Annotated in this window: 2 protein-coding genes; both read left to right on the top strand. The window is 71.3% G+C overall.

The window, feature by feature from the left end:
* The first annotated feature begins 8 nt into the window (after positions 1 to 8).
* The gene (locus tag IH13_RS45905; RefSeq protein ID WP_324605221.1) at positions 9 to 203 is read left to right on the top strand and encodes a hypothetical protein; all 195 of its coding nucleotides are present in this window, start codon (positions 9 to 11) and stop codon (positions 201 to 203) included.
* Positions 124 to 609 (top strand): ketoacyl-synthetase C-terminal extension domain-containing protein (locus IH13_RS39425; protein WP_324605220.1); only part of this gene is annotated, 486 nt, incomplete at its 3' end. The genes IH13_RS45905 and IH13_RS39425, both read left to right, overlap by 80 nt.

Below are 609 nucleotides of genomic sequence, written 5' to 3'. Positions count from 1 at the left end.
CACAGGCACTGCTCGCGACGTACGGCCAGGGCCGACCGGACGGCCGCCCCCTCCTGCTGGGCTCGCTGAAGTCGAACATCGGTCACGCACAGGCAGCTGCCGGTGTGGCCGGTGGTGATGGCGATGCGGCACGGTGTGCTGCCGCAGACCCTGCACCTGAACGAGCCGTCGCCCCAAGTCGACTGGTCGGCGGGGGCCGTTGAGCTCCTGGCCCGGTCGGTGGAGTGGCCGGAGAAGCACGAGCCGCGTCGGGCAGGCGTGTCGTCGTTCGGTATCAGCGGTACGAACGCACACGTCATTCTTGAGCAGGCACCCGTGGAGGACATGCCGGGGACCGCGGCGGGCAGGACCCCACCGCTGAGCAGTGCGGCGCTGCCTTTCGTTCTCTCCGGGAAATCACCCGACGCCGTGACGGAGCAGGCGGCCCGACTCGCAGGGCTGCTGGACCGGCAGCCCGGGCCGGCCCTGCAGAACGTGGCGTGGTCGCTGGCCACCGCCCGTACCAGGTTCCCGCATCGTGCTGTGCTGGTCGCAGGCGACGCAGACGCACTCCGGACGGCTCTCGACGCCTGCGCTGCCGGTCGTTCCGGTCCGGGTGTGGTGCGGGGT

The organism is Streptomyces sp. NRRL WC-3549, from assembly GCF_000721935.1.
GTDB lineage: Bacteria > Actinomycetota > Actinomycetes > Streptomycetales > Streptomycetaceae > Streptomyces.
Note: the sequence above shows the minus strand (reverse complement) of the source record. Positions and strands in the feature narration are given on the sequence as shown.